The organism is Streptomyces sp. NPDC032472, from assembly GCF_040636955.1.
Classification (GTDB): Bacteria; Actinomycetota; Actinomycetes; order Streptomycetales; family Streptomycetaceae; genus Streptomyces.
In genome coordinates this window covers 24,321-42,400 of the sequence record NZ_JBEZVK010000059.1, presented here as the reverse complement: position 1 = coordinate 42,400, position 18,080 = coordinate 24,321, and the positions used below count along the sequence as shown (strand labels likewise).

At 73.3% G+C, this 18,080-nt stretch carries 18 protein-coding genes; 2 read left to right on the top strand and 16 right to left on the bottom strand.

Annotation, left to right across the window (positions count from 1 at the left end; all coding sequences use genetic code 11):
- Nucleotides 1-63 precede the first annotated feature (63 nt).
- The 16 genes from AB0F11_RS29530 to AB0F11_RS29455 all read right to left on the bottom strand — a co-directional run bounded on the left by AB0F11_RS29530 (nt 64) and on the right by AB0F11_RS29455 (nt 15,142).
- Complete coding sequence (locus AB0F11_RS29530) at nt 64-870, bottom strand: glycosyltransferase (protein WP_362180055.1); 807 nt, start codon at nt 868-870, stop codon at nt 64-66.
- A 16-nt stretch (nt 871-886) separates the two neighbouring features.
- Entirely contained in the window at nt 887-2,002 is a 1,116-nt protein-coding gene (locus AB0F11_RS29525; RefSeq protein ID WP_362180052.1) for a hypothetical protein, read from the bottom strand.
- A gap of 5 nt (nt 2,003-2,007) precedes the next feature.
- Complete coding sequence (locus tag AB0F11_RS29520; RefSeq protein WP_362180049.1) at nt 2,008-3,534, bottom strand: oligosaccharide flippase family protein; 1,527 nt, start codon at nt 3,532-3,534, stop codon at nt 2,008-2,010.
- Nucleotides 3,531-4,268, bottom strand: a complete 738-nt coding sequence (locus tag AB0F11_RS29515; protein ID WP_362180047.1) for a chain length determinant protein — start codon at nt 4,266-4,268, stop codon at nt 3,531-3,533. The genes AB0F11_RS29520 and AB0F11_RS29515 overlap by 4 nt, the downstream gene beginning before the upstream one ends.
- A gap of 156 nt (nt 4,269-4,424) precedes the next feature.
- Nucleotides 4,425-5,534: a UDP-N-acetylglucosamine 2-epimerase (non-hydrolyzing) gene (gene wecB, locus AB0F11_RS29510; RefSeq protein WP_362180045.1), complete on the bottom strand. Its 1,110-nt coding sequence runs from the start codon at nt 5,532-5,534 to the stop codon at nt 4,425-4,427.
- Nucleotides 5,535-5,538: 4 nt separating this feature from the next.
- Entirely contained in the window at nt 5,539-6,795 is a 1,257-nt protein-coding gene (locus AB0F11_RS29505) for a nucleotide sugar dehydrogenase (protein WP_362180042.1), read from the bottom strand.
- Nucleotides 6,795-7,553: a WecB/TagA/CpsF family glycosyltransferase gene (locus AB0F11_RS29500; RefSeq protein WP_362180039.1), complete on the bottom strand. Its 759-nt coding sequence runs from the start codon at nt 7,551-7,553 to the stop codon at nt 6,795-6,797. Before AB0F11_RS29500 ends, AB0F11_RS29505 begins: the two co-directional genes overlap by 1 nt.
- Nucleotides 7,554-7,561: 8 nt before the next feature.
- Nucleotides 7,562-8,737: a hypothetical protein gene (locus AB0F11_RS29495; RefSeq protein WP_362180036.1), complete on the bottom strand. Its 1,176-nt coding sequence runs from the start codon at nt 8,735-8,737 to the stop codon at nt 7,562-7,564.
- A 470-nt stretch (nt 8,738-9,207) separates the two neighbouring features.
- The gene (locus AB0F11_RS29490) at nt 9,208-9,807 is read right to left on the bottom strand and encodes an acyltransferase (RefSeq protein WP_362180033.1); all 600 of its coding nucleotides are present in this window, start codon (nt 9,805-9,807) and stop codon (nt 9,208-9,210) included.
- A gap of 177 nt (nt 9,808-9,984) precedes the next feature.
- Nucleotides 9,985-11,241 (bottom strand): cytochrome P450, encoded by a 1,257-nt coding sequence (locus AB0F11_RS29485; protein ID WP_362180030.1) that lies wholly within the window; start codon nt 11,239-11,241, stop codon nt 9,985-9,987.
- Nucleotides 11,242-11,275: 34 nt separating this feature from the next.
- Nucleotides 11,276-12,667: an FAD-dependent oxidoreductase gene (locus AB0F11_RS29480; protein ID WP_362180027.1), complete on the bottom strand. Its 1,392-nt coding sequence runs from the start codon at nt 12,665-12,667 to the stop codon at nt 11,276-11,278.
- Entirely contained in the window at nt 12,660-12,866 is a 207-nt protein-coding gene (locus AB0F11_RS29475; protein WP_361908986.1) for a ferredoxin, read from the bottom strand. Before AB0F11_RS29475 ends, AB0F11_RS29480 begins: the two co-directional genes overlap by 8 nt.
- Nucleotides 12,867-13,177: 311 nt before the next feature.
- A complete protein-coding gene (locus tag AB0F11_RS29470; protein ID WP_362180024.1) occupies nt 13,178-13,813 on the bottom strand; it encodes a hypothetical protein in 636 nt (211 codons plus the stop codon).
- A gap of 91 nt (nt 13,814-13,904) precedes the next feature.
- Complete coding sequence (locus tag AB0F11_RS29465) at nt 13,905-14,162, bottom strand: hypothetical protein (protein ID WP_362180022.1); 258 nt, start codon at nt 14,160-14,162, stop codon at nt 13,905-13,907.
- On the bottom strand, nt 14,149-14,457 hold the full coding sequence (locus AB0F11_RS29460; RefSeq protein WP_362180058.1) for a DUF6400 family protein: 309 nt from the start codon (nt 14,455-14,457) through the stop codon (nt 14,149-14,151). Before AB0F11_RS29460 ends, AB0F11_RS29465 begins: the two co-directional genes overlap by 14 nt.
- A gap of 151 nt (nt 14,458-14,608) precedes the next feature.
- Nucleotides 14,609-15,142 carry a hypothetical protein gene (locus tag AB0F11_RS29455; protein WP_362180019.1) on the bottom strand — a complete coding sequence of 178 codons (534 nt, stop codon included), beginning with the start codon at nt 15,140-15,142 and terminating at the stop codon, nt 14,609-14,611.
- Nucleotides 15,143-15,581: 439 nt separating this feature from the next.
- Between AB0F11_RS29455 and AB0F11_RS29450 the strand changes: the two genes are divergently transcribed.
- On the top strand, nt 15,582-16,940 hold the full coding sequence (locus tag AB0F11_RS29450) for an FAD-dependent monooxygenase (RefSeq protein ID WP_362180016.1): 1,359 nt from the start codon (nt 15,582-15,584) through the stop codon (nt 16,938-16,940).
- Nucleotides 16,937-17,959: a hypothetical protein gene (locus tag AB0F11_RS29445; protein WP_362180013.1), complete on the top strand. Its 1,023-nt coding sequence runs from the start codon at nt 16,937-16,939 to the stop codon at nt 17,957-17,959. The genes AB0F11_RS29450 and AB0F11_RS29445 overlap by 4 nt, the downstream gene beginning before the upstream one ends.
- Nucleotides 17,960-18,080: the final 121 nt, after the last annotated feature.

Below are 18,080 nucleotides of genomic sequence, written 5' to 3'. Positions count from 1 at the left end.
CGCCCGCACGCCCGTCGGCCCGTCGGCCCGTCGGCCCTCGGTCCTTCGGTCCGAGGCCGGGGGTCACCCGGAGGGCGCCCGCCCGTCCCACGCGGTGTAGAAGCTCTCCGGATTGACGAGGTACCGCACCGTCGGCCGCGGCAGATGGCGGACCTCGTGGCGGCGGCTGTAGCGGCGTACGAGCTCCCAGTCCTCCCGCGGCAGCACCTCGGGCGTGCGGCGCAGCCGGCTGAAGTGCAGCGCCCGGCTGCGCCGCGCCACGAACGCGTTGGTGTCGAGGAACGCCTCGTGCGCGGCCCGGCGCCGGTCGAAGGGCACCGACAGCAGGTCCCGCTCGGATCCGTCGGGCAGCACCCGGCGCAGGGCGGTGTACACGGCGTCCGGCCCGCCCGGCGCCTCCAGCACGGCCAGGGCCTGCGCGAGGTGGTCGGGCTCCCACAGGTTGTCGTCGTCGAGGAAGGCCACGTACCGCGAGCGGGTCAGCCGGATCCCCACGTTGCGCACGACCCCGGCCGTGCCCGTGTTCCGGGCCAGCGACACGACGAACAGCCGCGGATCCTCGGGGAGTTCGCCCAGGCCGGCCCCGTCGTCGACGACGATGACCACTTGGTCCTGCACGGTCTGCGCCAGCGCCGAGCGGACCGCCGCGCGCAGCGCCTCCGGCCGCCGGTGCGTGGCGATCACGGTGGCCACCAGGGCCTGTGGCGGCCGGCCCAGGAGGGCGGCGAGCCGGGCCGTCTCGGCGTCCTCGAAGCGGCGCAGCCGCACCGCGGACGGCGCGAGCAGCAGCTTGTTCCTGGCCTCGAAGAGCACCAGCCAGCCGAAGGCCCGCTTGAGCAGCTCCCAGGGAGCCCGGACGATGCGCCGCATGAGGTCCTTCCGGTCGTCAGGAGGAGGGCGGGGGTTCGACGGGCACACCGCCGGTCGTGCGGTTGCCGCGCCACACGTTCCCCGCGCCGCCCGCGTTCCAGGCGGTGGCATGCCCGTAGGCCCCCGCGGCCGCGTGGTACTCGGTGGAGAACACGTTGTCGGTGATCTGGATGTTCGTCGCGCCGGGCCCGCCCGCGTAGAGCGCGTACGCCCCGCCCGCCAGCCAGTTGCGGTCGACGGTCACCGAGGAGACGGTGCCGGTGTCGGCGAACAGCCCGATCGCGGCGGTCGCGCCCTGGTCGACGCGGACCGGGTTCAGCAGGGTGTTGTGGCGCACGCTGAGGCGGCCCTTGTTCCCGCCGCCGCTGATGACGGCGTCGGTGTGCTGCCACTCGCCGCCCTGGTTGCGGAAGGCGACGATGTCGTGGACGTAGTTGTCGTGCAGGTCGCCCTGGCCCATGGACAGGGCGTTGCCGAACACCGAGATGTCGCACCAGCCGACCTCGATCGAGCTGGTGCCCATGTTGGACACGGCGTAGTTGACGCCCCCGTTGTCAGGCCCCTTGCCCGGGACGGCGGTGATCGTCGTGTGCAGGACCTTCAGGCCGCTGTAGCCGGGGCGCAGGTTGATGCCCCACCAGTTGGTGGAGGTGATCCGGCTGTCGATGACGGTGACGTCGTTGGCGTACACGTCCAGCGAGCCCTTGATGTCCCAGCCGCGGATCACCGTGCCGTCGGTCTTCACGGACATGTTGCCGGTGTCGTGCCGCTCCAGCTCGGTCCGCGGTCCGGTGGTGCGCTCGTCGGGGAACCCGCACGCGCCCGGCGAGGAGCAGGGCCCCGCCGGACCGGTCCCGGGCGCACCCGACCCCGTGGGGGAGCCCGCGGAGGGCGAGGACGAGGGCGTACCGGGGGAGGGGCCCGCCGTGCCCGTGGCGCCCGGGTCCGGCGAGGGAGCGGGCGGGGACGCGGCGCTCGCGCCGGGTCCCGGGCAGTCCAGGGCGCTCTCCGGGCAGGGCCCCGCCGAAGGCTCGCCCCTGCCGGTCCGCTGCGCCTGGTACAGGGTCATGACGACGGCCAGCAGGAGCCCGGCCGCCAGCCAGGCCGCAAGCCGCTTCCGGTCGCGTGCCACGGCCGCTACCCCCCGGCCGCCGCGGTCGCACCGGCGGGCGCTCCGCCCGGCGGGGAGCCGCGCAGGAAGCCGCGGCTGGGCAGCACGCACACCACGTAGCAGACCGTGCCGGCGGTCCCCGTCGCGAGCAGCGCGAGCACACCGTCGCCGAGCAGCCGGTCCAGGCCGAGGAGCACCCCCGCCATCACGACGCCGCCGAGGAACGGCCAGGCACACGCGCGCGCCACGGTTCCCACCCGTACCCCGCCGCGGTGCAGGGCCACCAGGAACACCGGCACCACGACGGCCCCTGCCACCAGCACGTGCCCCTGCGCCACCCCCACGATCCCGCCCGCCCCGGCGCCGGCCACGAGCACCGGGACCAGGACGACCAGCCACAGCCCCTGCACCCCGATCAGGGACCGGCGCTGCCCGACGGCCACCAGGCAGTCGTACGCAAGCTCGCAGCCGATCCGGACCAGGCCCAGCGCCATCAGCCAGGGCAGCGCGCCGGCCGCGGGCAGCCAGCGCTCCCCGTACACGAGCCCGATCACCGGCCCGGCGAGGACGGCGAGCAGCACGCACAGCGGCACGGTGCCCGTCATCACCACGCCCATGGCCCGCCCGAACCCGGCGGCCAGCGCGCCCGGCGACTCGGCCAGCCGGGAGAACCCGGCGAAGGAGACGCGCCGGGCGGCCTCGGAGATGATGCGCACGGGCCAGCCCGAGATGTTGAAGGCGAGCACGTAGAACCCGAGGGCCGCCTGGTCGAGCGCGGAGCCCACCACCATGGTGTCCACGTTGACGACGCCGAGCGCGAGCATGCTGGCACCGGCGAGCGGCAGCCCGAACCGCAGCAGCGCCCGGGCCTGCTCCGCGTCCCAGCCGAACCGCAGGGTGCCCGGCGCGGCCAGGCAGCAGCCGGCGAGGGCGGCGGCGTTCCCGGCGACGGAGCCCCACGCGAAGCTCATCGCGCCCCAGCCCTGCACGGCCAGCAGCAGGGTGACCGCGGTGCTCAGGACGAAGTTGACGCCGTCGATGGCCATCCGGCGGCCCTGCGCGAACTCCCGGGTGAGGAAGCCGGCGGGGACCTGCGCCAGGCCGTCGAGGACCACGCACACGCACATCACCCGCAGCACCCCGTCGGCCTCGGGCGAGCCCAGGACCCGGGCCACGGCGGGCGCCGACGCGAACAGCACCGCGTACAGCAGGCAGCTGGAGGCGGCGCTCAGGCTGAGGACGGTCGGGGCGAAGCGGCGCGGGTCGCCCTCCCAGCGCACGAGGGCGAGCGACACGCCGAGTTCGTTCGCGGAGAGCAGGACGAGCAGGACCGTCTGGGCGATCCCGTAGACGCCCCAGGCCTCGGGGCCGAGGAAGAAGCGGGCCAGGATGATCCCGGTGACGAAGTTCCCGAGCCGCATGACCACGGTGTTGACCAGGCTCCAGCGGGCGGCCGAGCCGACCTTGCGCCCCAGGGACGGGCCCGGGGACGTGGCCGCCGCCGCGGCCGTGGTGTCCGTACCGGCTCCGGTGCCGGTGGCGGGGCCGGTCACGGCGATCCCGCAGGCCCGTGCGCGGCGGCCGGCAGGACGGGCTCCTGCGGCGCGGCGGTGGACGGTTCGCGCTCGGACACTCCCTCGTCCGGGGCCGTCTCGGACGGGGCGGGCCGGTGCCGGCCCGGCTTGCCGGAGGTGCGGCGGCGGGCCTCGACGAAGAAGGTGGCCACCAGGCTGAGGACGAAGCCCAGCGCCCCCGCCATGACCAGGTACTGGATCCGGGTCTTGGTCTGCGGCTCCGGCTCCTGCGGCGGGACGATCGTCGCCATCCGGATCATGGCGTCCGGTGCCACGGACTGCTGGGCCTGGAACTCCTTCAGCCGCTTCTCGGCGTAGGCGGTCAGGAGCTGGTCCGACTTCAGGACGGCGGCCGGCCGGGTGCCGGTGACGCTCAGCCACATGAAGGGTCCCTGGGCGTTGTCGGCGATCTTCGCCTCGTACGTTCCGGTGACGCCCTGGGACTTCAGGTCGGCCCGTGAGTCGTCGGAGTTGAGGTTGCGGGCCAGGCCGTCGGCCATTCCGGTGAGCGAGGACTGCGTGCTCAGGAAGGGGTTGCCGTCGAAGGCCACCGTGGCCTTCTTCGAGTTCAGGAGCGTCACCGTGCTCTGCGAGGTGTACTCCACCGGGACCAGCAGGTACACGCCGGCGACGAGCCCGGCCGTGAGCAGCAGCCCGGGCAGCAGGACGTACCAGCGCCTGCGCATGACCCGCCAGATCTCCGCGAGATCCACGATCTTCCCCCTCGCGGCGGCGCCGTGGGGTGCAGCGCCGCCGCCCTGTCTTTGCGGTGTTTGCGGTGTGTTGCAGTCGTGCAGTCGTGCGGCTTTGCGGTCTTGCGGTCTTGCGGTCGTGTGGGTCGTACTACGGACTTACGGTGTGCGGCGCCGCTACGGTGCCAGGTCGGTGGGCCGCAGCCGGGTCCGTTCGCTCCCGCCGTCCAGCAGGACCCGGGCGATGCGCTCGCTCGCCCGGCCGTCCCACAGTTCGGGGCAGCGGGGCGCGGGCGGGTCGTCGAGCACCCGGTGCACGGTGGCGGTGATGCGCTCCGGGTCGGTGCCCGCGAGGACGTTGGTGCCCTCCTCGACGGTGATCGGCCGCTCGGTGTTCTCCCGCAGCGTCACGCAGGGCACGCCCAGCGCGGTGGTCTCCTCCTGGACGCCCCCGGAGTCGGTGAGCACCAGCCGGGCGCCGTCCTGCAGGGCGATGAAGTCCAGGTACCCGGCGGCCGGCACCGGCCGGATCCCGCCGGGCACCCCGGCCTCGGCCAGCCGGTCGGCGGTCCGCGGGTGCACGGGCCACAGCAGCGGGCACCGCCCGGCGACCTCACCGAGGGCCTTCAGCAGCCCGCGCAGGGCGTCGGGGTCGTCGACGTTGGCCGGCCGGTGCAGGGTGACCAGGCCGTACCCGCCGCGGGCCAGCCCGTGGCGCTCCAGTGCGTCGGTGGCCCGGGCCCGGTCGAGGTTGGCCAGCAGCGTGTCGATCATGACGTTGCCGACGACGTGGATCTGGTCTTCCCGGTACCCCTCCGACCGCAGGTTCGCGGCCGCGTCGGGGGAGGGGGCCAGCAGGTAGTCGCTGACCCGGTCGGTCGCGACGCGGTTGACCTCCTCCGGCATGCTCCAGTCCCGGCTGCGCAGGCCCGCCTCGACGTGCGCCAGCAGCGGCCCGGCCTTCGCGGTGACCAGGGCGCAGGCCAGCGTGGAGTTGATGTCGCCGACCACGACGACCGCGTCCGGGGCCAGTTCGTCGAGGAGCGGCTCGAAGGCGGCCATCACCCGGCCGGTCTGCTGGGCGTGGGTGCCGGAGCCGGCGCCCAGGTACCGGTCGGGGGGACGGATGCCGAGGTCGCGGAAGAAGACGTCGTTCATGGACGCGTCGTAGTGCTGGCCGGTGTGGACGAGCACCACCTCGGCGCCGTGCCGCTCCAGGGCGTCCATCACCGGTTTGATCTTCATGTAGTTGGGCCGTGCTCCGGCCACGCACACGATCCGGGGCATGGGGTCAGAGCACCTCCACGGTGGGTCCGGACATCCGGTTGCGGCAGTCGAGGACGAGCGAGGCGTGCTCGGTGACCATCGCATAGTCGAAGGCGTCGTGGTCGGTGAGCAGGACGACCACGTCGGCGGCGGACAGCTCCTTGCGGGTCGGCTCGACCCGGGTGAGCCGCGCGTCGACCTCGACGCTCTCCACCACGTGGGGGTCGGCGGCGCGCACCTTGGCGCCCATCTCCAGGAGCAGCTGGGCGATCCGCATGGACGGCGACTCCCGGGCGTCGCCGGTGTTCTTCTTGTACGCCAGTCCCAGCAGCAGGATCCGGGAGCCGTTGACCGAGCGGCGCTTGGCGTTGAGGGCGTCGACGACGCGGCGCGTGACGTACTCGGGCATGTGGTTGTTGATGTCGTTGGCCAGCTCCACGAAGCGGAAGTTCTGGCCGAGTTCGCGCTGCACCCGCCACGACAGGTACGAGGGGTCGATGGGCAGGCAGTGCCCGCCGACGCCGGGGCCGGGGGTGAACTTCATGAAGCCGAACGGCTTGCTGGACGCCGCCTCGATGGACTGCCACACGTCGATGTCGAGGTGCCGGGCGAACATGGCGATCTCGTTGACGAGGGCGATGTTGACGTGCCGGAAGGTGTTCTCCAGCAGCTTCGCGAGCTCGGCCTCCTTGGGCGAGCGCACCGGCACCGTCGTGTCGACGAGCTCCCCGTAGAAGGCCTCCACCGCCTTCAGCGAGGCGGCGTCGACACCCGAGACGACCTTCGGCGTCTGCTGGAAGCCCCACACGGTGTTGCCGGGGTCGATGCGCTCGGGGCTGTAGCCGAGGTGGAAGTCGGACCCGGCGGTCAGGCCCGAGCCGTCCTCCAGGATGGGGCCGAACAGCTCCTCGGTGGTGCCCGGGTAGGTGGTGGACTCCAGGACGACCGTCGCGCCCGGCCGCAGGAACCGGGCCAGGGTGTGCGCCGACTCCTCGATGTAGCGCAGGTCGGGGGCGCCGTCCTGCAACGGGGTGGGCACGGTGACGACCGCGACGTCGAAACCGCCGCAGTCCCGGGCGAGTTCACTGGGCCGGTACGTGCCGCGCTCCAGGGCGCGGGCCAGCCGTTCGGAGGAGACGTCCTCCACGTACGACTCGCCGGCGGCGAGGCTCTTGACCCGCCGCGCGTCGACGTCGTACCCGATCACTTGGTGTCCGACCTCGGCGGCCCTGATGGCCAGCGGGAGGCCGACGTATCCCTGTCCCACGACGACGACGCGCATCAGTGACTCCTGTTCGCGGAACCGGCAGACGGTGTCCGGTGGATGAGCTCCCGGACGGTCATGAGGAGGAAGGCGGTGTTGGTGGTGAGGTAGCGCTTGCCGAGGCGGCGCGGCTCCTGCAGGGCGCGGTAGAACCATTCGAGCCCCATGCGCTGCCAGACCAGCGGAGCCCGTTTGGTGATGCCGGCCAGGATGTCGAAGGAGCCGCCGACGCCGTGCACCACGTGGGCGCGGGTGCGCTTGCCGTGGCCGGCGGTGAAGATCTCCTTCTTGGGCGAGGTCATGCCGAGGAACAGCAGCTGCGCGCCACTGTCCGCGACCGCGTCGGCGATCGGTGCCTGCTCGGAGTCCTCGAAGTAGCCGTTGCGGCTGCCGGCCACGCGCAGCGCCGGGAACCGCTCGGCGATCCGGCGGAGCATCAGCTCCAGGACGTCCTGGCGGGCGCCGAGCAGGTAGACGGGGATGCCCGCGGTCTCGGCCGCGGCCAGCAGCCGCATGAACAGGTCGATGCCCGCCACCCGTTCGGGCAGCCGGACGCCGAGGGCGCGGCCGGCCCACACCACGGCCTGGCCGTCGGCCAGGACGAGGTCGCAGCCGGCGACAGCGGCGGCGAGCCGCGGGTCGCGCCGCATGTTGACCAGCTTGGCGGCGTTCACCATGCCGATCTCGATCTGCTCCCCGCGCCGCACCGCCTCCAGGCAGCGCTGCACGGTCTCGTCCATGGTCAGGGCGTCGAGCGTGACCCCGAACAAGGACACGCGTCGGCTCATCTGTCCAACCCCCCGAGCCAGGCGTGCAGCATCCAGCCGAACTCGTAGGGTCGGCACTCGCGGTCCACCGCGAGCGGCCGGAAGATCCGGTCGAGCGGGGCCAGCCGGGCCTGTGGGGCCACCCGCGTGGTGAGCCCGCGGGCGGCCCGTACCGCCTTGGCCGGGTCGCCGCGGTGGACCTTGCGCCAGGTGACGCCGTGGTCCTCGCGGATCATCGACTCGCGCGGAGTGCCGTCGGGCCCCTGCAGCTCGGGCACCTGAGCCATCCAGGCCAGTCCGCGCCGGGTCCGGGCCCCGAAGTCGGTGCCGCCGGCCTCGGCCAGGTCGAACAGGGCGGTCGGAGCCATGGCGTGCTGGTGCACGCTGTACACCGGGTAGCCCTCCACCACGCCGCCCGTGCGGGAGTCGTAGTGCCACCACCACTGCCCGCCGTCCCCCTGCAGGGCGCAGATCCGGGCGGCGCAGGCGTCGGCGGCCTCCAGGGCCTCCGGGTCCGTGCCGCTGGCGTGCAGCCGGGCCAGCGCCTGGAGGGGATAGGTCTGGTCGGCGAAGCACGCCACGTGCGAGCGGTACCCGGGAACCAGTCCCGGGCCCGTGGCGTGCGCGAACAGCGGGACACCGGGCGTCCTGGCCGCCAGCAGGCGGTCGCGCGCGGCCGCCAGGCGGTACTCCACGTCCGCCGAGTTCCGCGCGGCGGCGAGGGCGGAGAGCACCCAGGCCGCCTCGACGGTGTACTGCGGCCGGTCGGGAACGTCCAGCGCGGCGACCCGGGCGAGCGCGTCGGCCAGCTTGGGATGGCCGGTCTCGGCGGCCGCCCAGGCGATCAGCGCCGCGTCGCCGAGGTTCGGCACCGCGGGCAGCCGCTCGACCAGCAGCCCCGTGAACTCCTCGGCCGAATGCCCGCCCAGGACGGCACGCTGCCGGTCCTCGGGCAGGAACCGCGCCCCGAGCGCGGTGATGGCCGCGTACCGGGTGCTGGTCCCGCGCCGCTCCAGCCGCGGCCTGCCGTCCGGGGCGATCGTGCCCGCCCTGGTGAAGACGAAGGTGTCGGCTCCCGGCACGTACATCTCGGGCAGACCCGCCTCGGCCAGCGCGAGCAGCCGCTCGGCGAGCGCGTGCAGCGACGGGTCCTCCTGGGCCAGTGCTCCTAATCGTGCGGCGGTCACGGTCACCGGGCCCCCACCCCGGCCTCCCGCGCGCTGCGCGCACCCCGTATGTCCGAGCTGTACGGCTCCAACACACCTACCCCCTCTGATCGCTCCTGGGACAGACCGGGCGGTCGTCGTCCTGAGGGGGGACATGCGCGGCACCACTGCGCCTGCGCGTGACGGTGCACGACACGACTGCGCCGCACGGCGCACGACGGCGCACGTACCGGCGGTGTGAATCCCCCTGCGGCACGAGCCGTCCGGGGCCGCCCACTGGATCCCCCCAGCGATGCCCCGTCGTGTACAACCCCCCACTGAACCAAGCCTGTTGCCTGCTCAGATCCCGTGTACACGGACAAGGTATGCCCAAGGATGTTCGTTGATTGCGGTTTTGAGGAAATGCCGGTGACCTAAATTCCGACGCACCGTCAGCTCGGTGCAGGGCCCGTGCAGGGCCGGTGCCGGGCCGGTGTCGGCTCGGCATCCGGCCGGTGTCAGGCCAGCTCGACCAGCGTTCCGTCCTTCTCCTCGTGCAGCGCCCCGGTCCGCGGGCACTCCCATACGCCCGCCCGCCCCTCGCACTCCACCAGCCGCACCCCGGCCCGGCCCACCCAGCCGATCCGCCGGGCCGGCACCCCTGCCACGAGCGCGAAGTCCGGCACGTCCCGGGAGACGACCGCACCGGCCGCGACCAGCGCCCACCGCCCCACGCGCACCCCTGCCACGCACACCGACCGGGCCCCCAGCGAGGCGCCTTCGCCGACCACCACGCCGGCGGCCTCCCAGTCGTCCCCGCGCTTGAGCCGGCCGTCGGGGTCGACCGCCCGCGGGTAGAAGTCGTTGGTCAGCACGGCGGCGGGCCCGATGAACACCCCGTCGCCGAGGACGGCCGGCTCGTACACGAGCGCGTAGTTCTGCAGCTTCACGTGGTCCCCGATGCGCACGCCCGGACCGACGTACGCACCGCGCCCGACGATGCAGCCGCGCCCGAGCCGGGCCTCCTCCCGAATCTGCGCCAGATCCCAGATCGTGGTCCCCTCTCCGAGTTCGGCGGTCTCGTCGACCTGGGAGGAGGGCTGGATGCGGACACTCACGGCGGTCCCCTTACGGCTCGCGAGGCGTTCGTACGCACGCCGCTGCGGCGCACGCCCGGAGCATATGCGCCGCCGCCGAGTCCCACCCCCAGGATCAACGGACTGTTCGCGGACCGGACTTGGCGGCGGCCGGCCGGGCCCTGACCGGCGGGGGCCGCGCCGCCCTGCCCCGCCCGCTCAGGGCCGGATGCCGTCGCAGGCGATCATCAGGTGGCGCGGCCCGCGCAGCACCGCGTTCTGGCGGTACGGCGGCGGGTCCTCCAGCAGCCGCGGGTTCTCCAGCCGCCGCGCCAGCTCGCTCAGCGCGAGCTGTGCCTCCAGCCGCGCCAGCGGCGCACCGAAGCAGCTGTGGATGCCGCTGCCGAGCCCCAGGTGCTGGATGTCCTTGCGGTCCGGGTCGAAGCGTTCGGGGTTCTCGAACCGCTGCGGATCCCGGTTGCCGGCGGCCAGCATCAGCCACATCGAGGACCCCTTGGGGATGGTGACGCCCCGCACCTCGATGTCGGCCAGCGGCGTGCGCTGCGGGAGCATCTGCACCGGCGGCTCGAACCGCAGCAGCTCCTCCACCAGCGGCACCGCGAGCCCCGGCTCGGCCCGCAGCCGCCGCAGCACGTCCGGATTGCGCAGCAGCGTCAGCATGCCGTTCGTGATCAGGTTGACGGTGGTCTCGTGCCCGGCGATCAGCAGCAGCGCCGCGGTGCTCAGCAGCTCCATCGTGGACATCGACTCGTCCGGGCCGTGCCCGGCGGCCAGCTGCGACAGCATGTCGTCGGCCGGGTTCCTGCGCCTCTCCTCGATCAGCCCGGCCAGGTACATGCCCAGCTCCATGCGGGCGTCGTGCGTGATCTTCTCCCGCTCGGCCGCGTCCGCGTCCGGATCGGGGTCCAGGCTCGCCGCCAGGGTGTCGGCCCACACGTGGAAGCGGGCCTCGTCCTCCTTCGGCACCCCGAGCAGCCGGCAGATCATGGTCACGGGGAAGGGGTAGGAGAACTGGTCGACCAGATCGATCCGCTCCGTGCCGGCCGTGTTCCCGTCGGCCCCGGTCCCGAGACCGTCGATCAGTCCCTTCACGATGAGCTCGAGGTCGCCGCGCATCCCCTCGATCCGGCGCGGGGAGTGCGGCGGCCCGAAGGGCCGGTTGGTCATCCGGCGCAACCGGTCGTGCTCGGGCGGGTCCAGCTTCAGGAAGCTCGGCGGCAGCGCCCCCTCCTCCTCGTCGTCTCCCAGCGGGTCGCCGCCGGAGGCGGTGCGGTTGCGGACGTCGGAGCTGAGCCGCGGGTCGTGCAGCAGGCTCTTGATCTCGTAGTACGTGCTGACGACGTACGGGCCCTCCCCGTCGTGGTAGACGGGCGTCCTGCGGAGCTCCTCGTACAGCGGGTACGGGTTCGCGCGGGTCTCGTGGTCCAGGATCTGGGTCAGGATGCCTTGCTTCATGGACGGGTCCTCCGGGAGCGGGCGTGCGGGGCGGTCAGCGCCCGGCGGGGGTGAACGTCAACCGCCGGTCGGTCGGCGAGTATCCGCTGAGGGTCACGGTCGGCCCGTGCGTGGGAACCGACGGGTCGGGGAAGTCCGCCGGCACCGGCCGGGCCCCCTCGGCGCGCCGGTCGACATTGGCGAACGGCGGCGGGAACGGCGCGGTCGTCTCGATCTGCCGCTCGTAGAACTCCAGCCAGCGCGCGTTGTCGAAGGTGACCGCGCCGATGACCCGACCCTGGTACCCGTACACCCCGGTGAAGCGGCGCTCGCCCAGCGAACCCTGCGTGATCATGATCTCCGTGCCCATCGACGGCACGCCGACGGACTTGATGTTCACGCCGAACTGGCTCGACCAGAAGGCCGGCACCCAGATGTGGGGACGCCGCTCGGTGCTGTCGCTGAGCATGTTGTGGGCCGCGGTCTCCGCCTGGGAGACGGCGTTGCCCCAGTGCTCCAGCGACAGGAACTGGTAGCCGAACAGCGGGTGCGGGGAGCGGGCGACGTCGCCGGCCACGTAGACGTCGTCGGTGACGATGCCCCGGATGTCGAAGGCCCGGCAGCCCGCGTCGCAGGCGATGCCGCGGGGGCCCGCGCCCAGCCCGGAGCCGGCCAGCCACTCGGTGTTGCGCTGCGCGCCCAGCGAGACGACCACCACGTCGCACTCCAGCGTGGTGCCGTCCGACAGGTGCGCGGCCCGGACCCGTCCGGTGGAGTCGCCCTCCAGGGCGGTCACCATGATGCCGGTGCGCAGGTCCACCCCGTTCTCTCGCTGGAGCTGCCCGGCCACCGCCCCGACGACCCCGCCGAGCGCGCCCACCAGCGGTGCGTCGGCCCGCTCGGCGACGGTGACGTCGAGCCCGCGCTCGCGGCAGGCGGAGGCGATCTCCGACCCGGTGAACCCGGCGCCGATGACCAGCACCCGGCGCGGCCCGGCGTCCAGCCGCTGGGCCAGGGCCGCCCCGTCGTCGCAGGTGCGCAGGACGAACACGCCGTCGAGCTCGCCCTCCGCCTCGTTCGGCCACGGCCGCGCCCGCACGCCGGTGGCGATCAGCAGCCGGTCGTAGGCGACCTCCTCGCCGTCGGCCAGCTTGACCCGGCGGGCCGCCATGTCCAGGCCGCTGGCCGCCACGCCCAGCCGCCACTGCGCGTCGACCGCGCGGCGGCGGGGCAGCGCGGTGTGCTCGGCGCGGGCCTTGCCGAGCAGCACCTGCTTGGACAGGGGTGGCCGGTCGTACGGCTCGTGCGGTTCGTCGCCGATCATGGTGAGCGAGCCCTTGAAGCCCTTCGCCCGGAGGGTCTCGGCGGCCCTCAGGCCGGCGAGCGAGGCCCCGACGACGACGATCCGTCCGCTGTTCTTCAGGCTCTCCAGCGTCGGGTCAGGCATCGCGTGCCTCCAGTTCCTCCACGAGGATGGCCTGTACGGGGCAGGCCGCGGCGGCCTGGGCCACCCGCTCGCGCTGGGCGGCCTCGGCCTCCGGGTCGTACAGCAGCCCCTCGTCCCCGTGCATCGCGAACACGTCGGGAGCCAGGAAGGCGCACTGCGCGTACCCCTGGCATCGGTTGAGATCGACGACAAGCCTCAGCAAGGTGCGGTCCTTTCCGTGGCCCCCCGGCTCAGCGTGCCGCCCCCGTTCCCACCCGGCCCGTCTGCCGGTCCGTTGGAGTGAACCCGGCTCCGCCGGCCACCGGGCCCCGCCCGGACCCTCCCCCGGACTCAGTCCGGGGGACCCGCACTCAAACGCCGGCGAGGCTGGATCTGCCGGCTCCCCGCCTCGAAGGACGGAGGCGCCGTCGCTTTCGAGCCGGGGGTGCAACATCAGCCTCGCCGGCGTTTGAGGCGCGGGGTCTGGGGCGGAGCCCCAGGAACGCAGAGCGGTCCCGCGGGGCCCACCGGCTACCCGCGGCGGTGGCGGGACGTGCGGAGCACGTACAGGCTGATGGCCAGGGCCCAGGCCGGGAAGACCAGCTCCGACCACGGCACGGAGGAGCTCACGCCCAGCAGCACCAGCCCGACCATGTACCCGCCCAGGCTCAGCGCCCGCGGGAAGGCCCCGAGCCGGTGCCCGATGGTCGAGGCCGCGATGACGAATACGGCGCCCATCCGCATCCCGTACGTCGTCAGCAGCGTGTACGCGAAGTGGCGGCCGAAGTCCTGCGGCTGGTCGGCGGTCAGCACGGTCCAGCCCGCGGCGGCCGCGCCGAAGAGGCAGGCGACGAAGACCAGCCCGCTGCCGAGGAAGACGGTGGCGAAGAAGCGGTCCTCGGCGTCCCCGGTGTGCTCGCGCAGCGCCCCCATGAACCACAGGAAGGCGATGCCGGCGAACGGGACGAGCTCGACGGCCGTGTCCAGCGCGGCCCGGCGGTCCGGGGCGACGGTGACCTGCTCCGCGCCGGCGCCCGCCGGCAGGGAGATCCGGATCAGCACGATCGAGGCCGCCAGCAGCACGGCGAAGACCACGCCCGCGAGGCCGGCGGCCCTCGGTGTGGCCGGATCCATGGTCCGGGAGCCACCCGGCGCGCGTTGTCTCATGCCCCCAGCAAGCCGCCCCGCGCGGGCCCCGGCCAGCGGGACCGCCCACCCGGGTGACGCCCGGCACCCTGCGCCGGCCCGGCCGCGCGGGTCAGCGCCCGGGCCCTGACCGGGGGACGGGCTCCCACACGGAGCGGGTCGCGCCGAAGCCGCTCTCGTGCACCCAGACGTGGGTGCACGAGGGGCACTGCAGGTGCAGCAGGCTGCCCGTGTTCGTCAGCAGGTAGCGCCAGTGCCGCGAGCAGCTCCGCTGCGCCGCGCACGGATCGCAGCCCTGCCGGTCGTCGCAGTTCGGGCAGGCCACCCAGGCGCGGCGGCCCGGGTCGGCCTGCGGGTCAAGCGGCAGCACGGCCGCCGCCTTCGCGCCGGGGCAGGACACCGGCCGCGACCAGGTCCTCGTAGATGCGCTGCTGGTCCGCGTCGAGGCCGGAGTACAGCAGGTCGTAGGCGACCTCCTCGCCGCGGAGGACCTCGACGGGGTCCCACTCCGGCCCGAGGGCGGCCAGCACCTGGGCGCGGCGCTGCAGCTCCTGCGCGGTGAGGTCGACGTCGAAGCCGACCAGCGCGGCGCTGTCCGGCGTCCCGGCGGCGGAGCCGTCTTCCGGGCGGGGGCGGGGAGTCTGGTCGTGGGGGGCCATGCTCAGGAACTTAGGTATGCCTTCTTTCCCCGGTCAAGGGAGGGTGGGCAGAGTCACAGCAGGCCAGAGGCCCGGTGGCCCCCCGCACCGGGCCTCTGACGGCCGCGATCGACGGCCGCGCCCGGCCGCCGGGATCCGGGATCGGTCGCCGGGCCGGTCAGGCCTTCGGCACCGATACGGGCACGCGCCGCCGCGCGGAGACGGACGGGATCACGCCGCCGTCGACGTGGTTCGCCTTGAGCGCCTCGTACGCCTGGAACAGCGCCCGGACCCTGACCTCCCGCCGGGCGGCGCACGCCGTCAGGTCACCCGCGCACTGGAGCTCCCAGCGCGGGAAGCGGCGCCGGGTCCTGGCCACGGGGGCGCTGGGCGCGAAGTACAGCATGGTGGTGTTCTCGTGCGGGTTGTGGGCCGAACCCTCGTAGACCATCCGGCCGGTGGTCTCCAGCCCGTCCGCCAGGCGGGTGAGGCGGGCCTCCTCGGCCTCGGCCATGAACAGGCCGACGTGGTTCTCGAAGCCGTGTACGCGCTCCTGCGCGCTCACGTCGTCCTTGTAGCCGGGGCTGCACCGAGGGAAGAGGAAGACCTCCACCTCCGGCGCCGGTTCGGTGGTGACGCGCAGCCGCGTCACCCGTATGTCCGCATCGTCCGGCAGCCAATGGCGCTCCACCAGACGGCGCTTGACCAGCACGCTCGGTATGGTGGTCGAGGCGCGCCAGCCGTTTTCCTCGAAGTACTCGAGAGCGGATTCGACCGTTTCCGGGAACAGTAGCGTTGCGCAATGCGAAACAACGCATCCGCTCTTGATTTCCCGTTTGAGATCTCCCGGTATCCAGGGTGGGAGGAGAGCGTCCAGTGATTTGTTGGAGGCATGGAGGGCGTAGTCAACAGCATGCTGGAGCCGCTGGACGTCGCACGGTTCGAACGTCACGGGATGCATGTCGCAGCCTTTCTGTTGCCGACACCTGATTAAAGCCATGTCACCCGTCAGGCGGCATTCGGCCCTACTCTGAACGGGTGATCGGAAGTCGTTGACCTGCGCACCTTTGAGTTCTCCCGCGCTGCGGCCGGACCCCCTTACGGGCTACGGACCTTGTGGCGGAAGGGTCTTCCCCAGGAGGTGGAGAGAAATGTCGCGCTACGGCAGAAGAAAACCTCCGCGTATCGTGATCGCCGGTGCCGGAATCGGCGGCCTCACAACCGCCTTGAGTCTTCATGCGGCAGGCCTGGACGATGTGGTGATCCTGGAATCCTGCCCGAAGATGCGCGCCGTCGGCGCCGGAATCAACCTGCAGCCGGCCGCCGTGCGGGAACTCACCGAACTCGGGCTGGCGCAGGCCCTCGACGAGGTCGCCGTCGCCACCACCCGGCTCCAGTACCACCACCGCTACGGCGGCCTCATCTGGTCCGAGGCCCGCGGACGGGCCGCCGGATACCGCTGGCCCCAGTACTCGGTGCACCGCGCCCGCCTCCAGGACCTGCTGCTGGCCGCGGTACGGCAACGCCTCGGCCCCGACGTGCTGCTGACCGGCCGCCGCCTGGTCCGCTACGAGCAGGACCGGATACCCGGTGGCCCGCGGGTGCGGGCGTACGTGGCGGGGGAGTCCGAGCCCTTCGGCTGCGACCTGCTCATCGGCGCCGACGGCATCAACTCGACCGTGCGCGCCGCCATGTACCCCGACGAAGGGCCACCGCTGCACAACGGCATCTCCATGTGGCGCGGGGTGACCCAGGGGCCGCCCTTCCTCGACGGGCGCACCATGGTCATCCTCGGCTGCAACTCCCGCGTCAAGGCCGTCGTCTACGCGGTCTCCCGGCCGGACCGCGCCGGGCGGTCCCTGCTCAACTGGGTGGTGGAGAGCCGCACCGGAACCGGCCTCGGCACCGGGACCGACCCCGGATCCGGCACCGCCCCCGGCACCGGCTCGGACGCCGAGCGGTACGCCGCCGAGCCGCCCGCCGGCGCCGACTGGGACCGCACCGTGCCCCCCGAGGACGTCCTCGCCCACATCGACGGCTGGCGCAGCGACTTCCTCGACCTCCACGGCATCGTCGCCGCCGCGCCCCGCATCGGCCTCTACCCGATGATCGACCGCGACCCGCTGCCCTCCTGGACCGACGGCCGCGCCGTCCTGCTCGGCGACGCCGCGCACCCCGTCTACCCGACCGGCTCCAACGGTGCCTCGCAGGCCGTCGTCGACGCCCGCGTCCTGGCGTACGAACTCGCCCGCCACGACGTGGACGAGGCCCTGTCCCGCTACGAGGCCGCCCGCCGGCCGCACACCACGAGCCTGCTCGCGGCCCACCGCCGCCTCGAACCCGATCCGCTGCTCCGTCAGGTGGAGGCCCTCGCCCCGAACGGCTTCCTCGACATCCGCCACGTCCTGCCGGCTGACCGGCTCGACGGCATCAAGTCCTGCACCCGCCAGGTCACCGGTACGGACGCCGCGGAGCTCAACGCACGCACCTCCTGGAGCGTCCTCGTATGAACGGCTTCCGCATACGCCCCCCCGCCGCCGCAGCACTGGCCTCCGTCGCCCTGCTGTCGGCGCTCGTGCCCGCCCTCCTCCAGCCGCCGGCCAACCGCCCGCCCGCCGGATCCCCCGCCCTGTTCCCCGACTGCGGCCCCACGGCCGGCAGTGCGACCTGCACCCGGTGGGGCCCCGCCGCCGCACTCGGCCACGGCACCGTGAGGACGTACGGGGAGTACGCGAACGGGATACCCCGCGCCCTGGGCGTCTCCCTCACCGCCGCCGCCCTCACCGGACTGCCCACCGCCCCCACCGACGGCAGGCACTGCTACGACGCGGACGGCGACGACCACATCGACGCCATGCACGAGTGCGTCGGCGGACACAGCCGGGAGCTCGCCCTGCCCGTCCCCTCCTCCTCGCCCTCCCCCTCGTCCTCCTGGTCCTCTTCGTCCTCTTCGTCCTCCCCGGCCGACATACCGTTCCGGTGGGCGCTGTTCAACTGGAACCCGTACGGCCACAACCCGCACGGCCGCTACGACGTCCCCCACTTCGACGTGCACTTCTACCTGGTCCCGCAGGAGGACCGCGCAGCGATCAGAACCGGCGGCTGCGCCCTGCTCATCGCCTGCGACCAGCTGGACGCGGCCGGCGAGCCCGTCCCCGCCGCCTACCTGCCGGTGGGCTATCCCGCGAGCAGCCCGCAGACCGCCGAAGGGGCCATGGGCGCACACCTCGACAGCCGGCCCCCGACCACCGGCACGCTCAGTGGCCAGACCTTCATCTACGGCGCCTACGCGGGCCGGCTCATCTTCCTGGAACCCATGCTCACCAAGGAGTTCCTGGAGCAGCACAGCACCGCGCCCGCCCCGCACCGCACCTGCGAACCGGTGCCCCAGCCGAAGGCCTGGCAGGCCCCCGGCTGGTACCCCACCCGGTACTGCACCGCCTACCGGCCCGAGCGCGGCGACTACACCGTCTCCCTCACGGACTTCGTCCACGCCCCCGGTATGCAGGACCTCGCCACCGGCAACTGACGGCGCGGGCCCGGCACCCCATCCGGTGCCGCACCCGTACCGCACCGGTGTCCCCGCGTGGCGCAACGGCCTCGCCGCGGACAGCCGTCACAATCGGAACGTCGGGTACCGCCCAAAAAGA